The organism is Massilia mucilaginosa, from assembly GCF_011682145.1.
GTDB classification, from domain to species: domain Bacteria; phylum Pseudomonadota; class Gammaproteobacteria; order Burkholderiales; family Burkholderiaceae_D; genus Telluria_A; species Telluria_A mucilaginosa.
The window spans coordinates 24,427-31,661 of record NZ_WHJH01000070.1 but is presented as its reverse complement, the minus strand read 5'-3'; the positions used below and the strand labels follow the sequence as shown (position 1 = coordinate 31,661).

At 66.7% G+C, this 7,235-nt stretch carries 6 protein-coding genes; all 6 read right to left on the bottom strand.

Annotation, left to right across the window (positions count from 1 at the left end; translation table 11 throughout):
- Positions 1-126: 126 nt before the first annotated feature.
- From F2P45_RS30930 to F2P45_RS30905, 6 genes are read right to left on the bottom strand one after another with little or no spacing between them, the layout of a single operon-like run.
- Complete coding sequence (locus tag F2P45_RS30930) at positions 127-654, bottom strand: response regulator (RefSeq protein ID WP_166882057.1); 528 nt, start codon at positions 652-654, stop codon at positions 127-129.
- 1 nt (position 655) lies between these two features.
- On the bottom strand, positions 656-1,987 hold the full coding sequence (gene nosR, locus F2P45_RS30925; RefSeq protein WP_166882056.1) for a response regulator c-di-GMP phosphodiesterase, NosR family: 1,332 nt from the start codon (positions 1,985-1,987) through the stop codon (positions 656-658).
- Positions 1,984-3,447: a PAS domain-containing sensor histidine kinase gene (locus F2P45_RS30920; RefSeq protein WP_166882055.1), complete on the bottom strand. Its 1,464-nt coding sequence runs from the start codon at positions 3,445-3,447 to the stop codon at positions 1,984-1,986. Before F2P45_RS30920 ends, nosR begins: the two co-directional genes overlap by 4 nt.
- A gap of 29 nt (positions 3,448-3,476) precedes the next feature.
- Entirely contained in the window at positions 3,477-4,331 is an 855-nt protein-coding gene (locus F2P45_RS30915; RefSeq protein ID WP_308613882.1) for an HDOD domain-containing protein, read from the bottom strand.
- Positions 4,328-4,690: a hypothetical protein gene (locus F2P45_RS30910; protein WP_166882054.1), complete on the bottom strand. Its 363-nt coding sequence runs from the start codon at positions 4,688-4,690 to the stop codon at positions 4,328-4,330. The genes F2P45_RS30915 and F2P45_RS30910 overlap by 4 nt, the downstream gene beginning before the upstream one ends.
- Positions 4,687-7,215: an EAL domain-containing protein gene (locus F2P45_RS30905; RefSeq protein WP_166882053.1), complete on the bottom strand. Its 2,529-nt coding sequence runs from the start codon at positions 7,213-7,215 to the stop codon at positions 4,687-4,689. Before F2P45_RS30905 ends, F2P45_RS30910 begins: the two co-directional genes overlap by 4 nt.
- Between the last annotated feature and the right edge of the window lie 20 nt (positions 7,216-7,235).

Here is a 7,235-nt window from a genome sequence, read left to right as displayed (position 1 = left end):
GGGGCGGGGGGGGGGGGGGGGGGGGGGGGGGGGCACCCTCGGGCGGTTTTTGTTTCCGTTGGCTTGGGGGTTCCCCCCCCCGCCCCCGGGGTGCCCCCCGGGGGGGGGGGGCAACGTAGGGGGTCCCTACATAATAATCTCCCCATTCGGCCCCCACTTCACCTTGAGCAGCCCCGGTTCCTCTTCCTCCATCTTGCGGATCGCCAGTTCCTCGCGGCTCAGGGTGCCGTCCTGCACCCGTTGCCGGTCCGCCAGCTGATGCTGTTCGTGCAGCGTATCCCGGTACTCCAGCGCGAGCCGGATATTTTCGCGCAAGTCGCCCACCTGCCACGGCTTCGGAATGAAGCGGAACACCTGCGCCTCGTTAATCGCGCTCATCACCGTCTCGAACTCGGTCGACGCCGACAGAATCATGCGCACCGTGTCGGGCGCGACCTCCATGATCGCGTGCAAGAACTCCACGCCCGTCATCTGCGGCATGCGGTAATCCGAAATCACCACGTCGAACGTCACCTCGGCGCAGCGCGTCAGCGCGTCGAACGGATCGCTGAAGGTCTCGATCTGCAAATCGGGAATGTCCAGATGCTGGCGCATCGCCCGCACCAGCGCATTGAGCACGTTGATTTCATCGTCAACCAATAATATGCGGCGCATCTCAAGCCCCCTTCACCGGTATAGGCCACACCCAGATATTCAGGCGCACCTCGTTCTTGTTCTCGAAATCCTGCACCTGCTGGATCATGCGCTCATCTAACACATGGTCGGCCGAGAGCAGCATGAAACCCTCCGGACTGACCAGGTCGCGCGACAAGGTCATGCCCGGCGCCAGGTACTTGGCCATGGTGGCCAGGTCCTTGACTTTTTCCATCTTGTCGCCATCCATCAGCGCCCGGAACGCCGCCACCACGTTCGGATCGTAGCGCTTGCCCACCGCGTCGTAAATGATCTGCTTGGCGTCGGGCGCCAGCACGCGGCGCTGGATCAGTGCGCCGATCTGCAGATTGTCGTAGTCGGAGGCCAGCGCCAGGATGCGCGCGCCGAGCGGAATCAGGGGCCCGGCCACGCCGTCGGGAAAGCCGCCGCCGTCGAAACGCTCCATCTGCGCGCGCAGCAAGGCCGCCACGCCCTGCAAGTCGTCCAGCGGCATCAAGAGCTGCTCGGCGCGCAGCGGATGCTTGCGGAACACGCCCAGCATGTCGCCGGCCAGCAAGTTCACCGGCGTGGCCAGCAAGTCGTCCGGAAAGCCGATCTTGCCGATGTCGTGCAGCAGCGCGGCAATGAACACTTCCTGGGTCGCGTTGGCATCGAGCCCGAGCTTGACGGAGAGGCGCCGCGCCAGGTCCGCCACCCGGCGCGAATGCCCGGCCAGGTTGCCGCCGCGCATTTCGATCATGCTCGACAGGATCTTGATGGTGGTGATGAAATTGCTCTTGAGCTTTTTGTTGGTTTCAAGAATCGTGTCGCGCGAGTTGCGCAATTCTTCGGTGCGGATCTCGACCTTCGCTTCGAGGCTCTGGTTGAGGTTTTTCAGTTCCTCGTTCTGGCGCGCGGTCAAGGCTTCCAGGCGCGCCTTTTCCTGCTCCAGCGCGTGCCGTTCCAGCGCATGGCGCACCACCAGCAAGATGTCGGAGTCGTCCCACGGCTTGGTGATGTAGCGGTAGATTTCGCCGCGGTTGATCGCCGCCAGGATCGAGGACACATCCGAGTAGCCGGTCAGCAGCAGGCGCAAGGTGCCGGGCCAGCGCTCGCGCACGTGCTCCAGGAAGCGGGCACCGTCCATTTCGGGCATGCGCATGTCGGAAATGACCAGGTCGACTTTTTCCTGTTCCAGGATGGCCAGGCCGGCCGCGCCGCTTTCGGCCACCAGCACCCGGTAGCCTTCCGGGCGGAACAGGCGACGCAGCGCCGACAGGATGTTCGGTTCGTCGTCAACGCACAGCACGGTGGCCGGGGGGGGGGCGGTATCGTCGGTCAGGCTGTCTGTCATGGGCTGCTCTCCTCGCTTGCTGCGGATCTCTGGTGCACCGGCAGGACGATGCGGAACGTGGTGCCACGTCCGATTTCGCTGTCGACGTCGATGCTGCCATGGTGTTTTTGAATGATGCCGTAGGCCAGGGACAGACCCAGGCCGGTTCCCTTGCCCACCGCCTTGGTGGTGAAGAAGGGGTCGAAGATGCGCGTCAGGTTTTCGCGCGGGATCCCGCTGCCGTTATCGGCAATCTCGATCCACACTTGTTCGCCGTCGCCGCCCGCTTCGCCCAGGGTGCCGCTGCGCAGGGTAATCGTGCCGCGCCGCTCGCTCATCGCATGCGCCGCGTTGACCACCAGGTTCATGATCACCTGGTTGATCTGCGACGGCAGGCATTCGATGTCGGGAATGGCGCCGTACTGCTTGACCACGTCGGCCTTGTACTTGACCTCGTTCGAGACGATGTTCAGGGTCGAATCGATGCCGCCGTGCAGGTTCGCCCAGACCCATTCCTGGTTGGCGTCGACCCGCGAGAAATCCTTGAGGTCCTGCACGATGTGGCGCACGCGGGCGATGCCTTCTTTCGATTCGCTCATGAGCACCGGAATGTCTTCGCGCAAAAAATCCAGGTCGAGCGTCTTGCGCATGGCACCCAGGCGCGCCGCCGTTTCGGGGCTGGCCTCGGCCTCGGCTTCCTGGTACACATGCAGCATGTCGAACAGCTGGTCGAGGTAGCTTTGCAGGGTGCCGAAATTGGAAAAGATGTAGCCGATCGGATTGTTGATTTCGTGCGCCACGCCGGCCGCCAGTTGCCCGATCGAGGCCAGTTTTTCCGACTGCACCAGCTGCTCCTGGGCCATCGACAGCTTGGCGTTCAGTTCGGTCAGGGCCAGGTGCTTGGCGCGCAGTTCGGCGTCGGCGATCTGGCGCTGGCGCAGGTCGTCTTCCAGCCGTTCGTTCGCTTCGGCCAGCTGCGCGGTGCGCTTTTCGATCAGGTGTTCGAGGTTGTCGTGGGCGCGCCGCAGGGCGTTTTCGGCGACCCGCCGCTCGGTCACATCGCGCATGGTTTCGATCGCGCCGACCACCTGGCCGGCGCCGTCGCGCAGGGGCGCGGCGGTGAAATGCAGCCAGTGCCCGCCCACGCCCAGGTTTTCGAAAAAGCCTTCGGTCTCGTAGGCGCCGGGAATCAGGGCCGACTGGCGGTGCGCGCCCAGCCCGGCCGCGTCGCCCGCGACGATCATGTCCGACAGCATCTGCCGCTCATGCGCGTAGAACGCCACGCCGTGGTTGCGCGTGCCGATCATCGCTTCGGTGCTCCAGCCGAGCAGGTGTTCGCAGGCCTTGTTCCAGTGCGTGATGGTGTGCTCGTGGTCGATCACAAAAGTAGCCACCGGGTGCCCGTCGAGCAATTCCGACAGGGCAAACGCATCACCCTCGTCGGGCGGGCTGTTGGCAGGCAGGTGTTCGCGGCTGGACATCTTGATCGGCCTCCATGGCGCTGGTCGGACTAGCTAACGAGAATCTTGCACATGTCGACAAAGGTCGACTCGGTATCGCGGAACAGCTTGGCGCAGTCGGCTTCGCTCAGCGCCAGGGTCACCCACAGCGCCTGCGGCATCGGCGGCGCCAGGTCGTCTTCCTCGCCCGACAAGTCCAGGGCGTGGGCGAAAACATTGGCGGCGTGCACCAGCAGCGCCAGGGTCGGCTTACCGGTCGCGCCGAGCTGGTGGTGGCTGGCCACCGCTTCCTGCATGTCGGCCGGAAATTTCCAGTAGGCCGCCAGGGCCGCGCCGGCGGCGGCATGGTCGATGCCGATCACGGCCCGCTCGGCTTCGATGATGTAGCAATCGTGCTCCTTGCGGTAGGCCAGCATGGCGGCGTATTCGGCCGGAAAGCGGGTGGCCAGCACCAGGGTGCCGATATCGTGCAGCAGGCCGGCCGTAAACGCCGTCTCGGGATTGAGTTTCAGGTGCACCGCCAGCAGCTTGGCGCACACGGCGGTGGCCACCGAATGGCGCCAGAAGGCCTGGAAATTGACGCCGCCGGCCGCATTCGACGGAAAACTGCTGGTCACCGCGCACGCCGTGACCAGGGTGCGGATGCTGTGAAAGCCGAGCACCGCGATGGCCTGGTGGATGGTGGTCACCTTGGACGACATGCCGTAGAACGAGGAGTTCGCCAGGCGCAGGGTCTTGGCCGTGAGCGACTGGTCGAGCGCGATCTTGCCGCCCAGGACGTGCACATCGATGTCTTCCTGGTCCATCGACGAGAGCAGTTCGACCACCACCGCCGACAGCGAGGGCAGGTCGCGGATGCGCTTGACGACATCGTCGAGCGAAGTGGGCGTGGCGGCAGCCATCATGCGCTCCCGCGGTAGGCCAGCAGGCGTTCGAACAGCACCGCGCTGGCGCCGCCGGCGCCGCCGGCCGAGCCGTTCATGCAGCGCCGGAACAGGTGCTGGAGGCGCGCGCACTGGCGCTCGCGTTCGGCCTGGCGCGCGGCCGCGTCGAGCGCATCGTCGGCCGAGCTCGCGTCCGGGTCCACCGCGCCGACCACCTGCAGGCGCTCGATGCCGCGCCGCCGCAGCGAGGCCAGCGCGGCGGCGCCGAGGGTGGCGCCGGCCGGCAGCAGGACCGCGCCGCCGGCGTCGCGCAGGTCGCAGGCCAGCACCATGCCTTCGCTGGCGTCGTCGATGCCGATACTATCTTCAAGAGTGCTCATGCTGTTTCCTCGTACACACTAATGGTGAGCAGGCTGCCGCGCGACTGCGAGCTCGCGCCCATGGGATGGGCCACCACCTGGAAGCAGCGTCCGTCGATGAAGACCTGGTGGCTGCCGCTGGGGGCCAGGCCGTCGGGAAATAGTTCCGGCAGCACAATCTGCGCCTCATTGCCGAGTATGGCACCATTCTGGCGGAACATGCGCTCGGCAGCGTCGTTCACGAACGCCACCATGCCCTCGTCGTCGAGTCCGATCACCGCCAGCGGCACGAACTGCAGCAGTTCGCGCGCCACGTTCAGGCTGATTTCGTCGCGCGTGATCTGTTGCTGCTTCTGGCGCAGCACGTCTTCCATGCGCCGGTTGGCCGCCGCCAGTTCGTGGTTGGCGGTGCGCAGCTCCAGGTTCAGGCGTTCGTTGTCGTTGGCAATTTCCTTGAGGCGAAACGCTTCGGCGATGTGGGTGCGCAGCTGGTCGTCGTCCCACGGCTTGGTGAGGAACTTGAAGATCGCGCCCTCGTTGACGGCGTCGGTCACCGATTGCAGCTCGGTGTAACCGGAGAGCATGATGCGGATCGTGTCCGGATACAGGTTCTTGGCCGCGCGCAAAAAATCGGCGCCGATCATGCCCGGCATGCGCTGGTCCGAGACGATCACTTCGACCTCGTTGGCGGCCAGCACATCGAGCCCTTCCTGGCCGCTGTTGGCCGACAGGATCTGGTAGCCGTCGCGCCGCAGCAGGCGTTTCAGGGCCGAGACGATGTTCTGCTCGTCGTCCACCAGCAGCAGGGTGCGCGGCTGCTTCTGGATGCGCAGCAGGTGCGGCGGCAGCGCGTGGCGCGCGGCCAGCAGGCTGGCCACCTGGTCGCGGTCGCACGGCTTGCTGAAAAACCAGCCCTGGATCTGGTCGCACATATTGCGCCGCAAGAAATCGCACTGGGCTTCGGTTTCCACGCCCTCGGCCGCGACCTCGATGCCGAGGTGGTGGGCCATCGAGATGATGGTCTTGACCAGCGCCGCGTCGTCGGCGCCGGTGACGATATTGACGGTCAGGCCGCAGTCGATCTTGACCAGGTCGAGCGGGAAGCGCTTGAGGTGGTTCAGCGAGGAGTAGCCGGTGCCGAAGTCGTCCAGGGTCAGGCCGACCCCGAGCGCTTTCAACTGGGCCAGGGTGGCGTCGCTGGCGAGCGGGTCCTGCATCAGGGCCGCTTCGGTGATTTCGAGCGCGAGCAGGGCCGGCGCGATGCCCGAGGTCGCCAGCGCGTCGGCCACCGCCTGGGGCAGGGCGGCGTCGCGGAACTGCTTGGGCGAGATATTGATCGCCACCCGCACCGGCGGCAGGCCGGCCGTGCGCCAGGCCACCATGTCTTCCATGGCGCGGTGCAGGCTCCAGTGGCCGAGCGCAATGGTCAGGCCAGCCGCCTCGGCCAGCGGGATGAAGCGCCCGGCCGGAATCAGGCCCATCACCGGGTGCTGCCAGCGCACCAGCGCTTCGAGCGCGCAGATGGCGCCCTGCTGCAGGTCGGCCAGCGGCTGGTATTGCAGCTGCAACTGGCCTTCGATCAGGGCGATGCGCAGCGCCGCTTCCATCTGGGCCCGCTCGGCGGTGCGCTGGTTCATCTCGGCGGCGAAAAAGCGCAGCTGGTTGCCGCCCAGGCCGCGCGCGTGCGAGAGCGCCATGTCGGCGTAGCGCAGCAGGGTCACGCCATCGTCGGCGTCCTGCGGATAGCGGGCGATGCCGATGCTGCAGCCGGCGTGCAGGCTCTGGCCGATCACCGGGAACGGGGCGCCGATCACGCGCACGATGTGCTCGCACACGGCTTGCACCTGGGCGCTGTCGGCCACGTCCGCCAGCACCAGCACGAACTCGTTGCCGCCGTGGCGCGACAGGGTGTCCTGCGGGCGCATGCAGGCCTGCACCCGCATCGCCACGCTGATCAGGAGCTGGTCGCCGGCCACGTAGCCGAGGCTTTCGTTGACCAGGTTGAAGCCGTCCAGCGCCAGGCACAGCACGGCGACCCCGCCGGCGCGGCCCTGCGCCTGCGCCATGGCCGCTTGCAGGCGCTCGTTGAAGAGGGCGCGGTTGGCCAGGCCGGTGAGGGCGTCGTGGGTCGACAGGTGGGCCAGCATGGCCTGCTGCTCGTGCAGTTCGCTGACATCGTCGACCACGCAGACCAGCTGGCGCGGCGCGTCGCTGGCTGCCGGCGCCACGCTGATGGTCCAGCGGCACAGCGGGGCGCAGGCATCGGCGCGCAGCAGCAGCGACTGGGTGGCGCCGTCGGCGGCGGCCGTGCGCAGGGCGGCGGCCAGGGGATTGTCGGGATCGGTGCCGCCCAGCAGGAGCGCGCTGGCGCCAATCAGCCCGGCTTCGGTGCTGCCGCGCAGGCGGCAAAAAGCCGGGTTGACGGCGAGGATGGGCAAGCCGGGGTCGCCGGCGTCGACCAGCAGCACGCCATTGGCACAGGCGGCCCAGGCTGCCGCGGCGGCGCCGGCAAGCGGTCGGGAGGAATGCGCGGTATCCATTTCCATCAGCGTCTTTCGGTGAACAA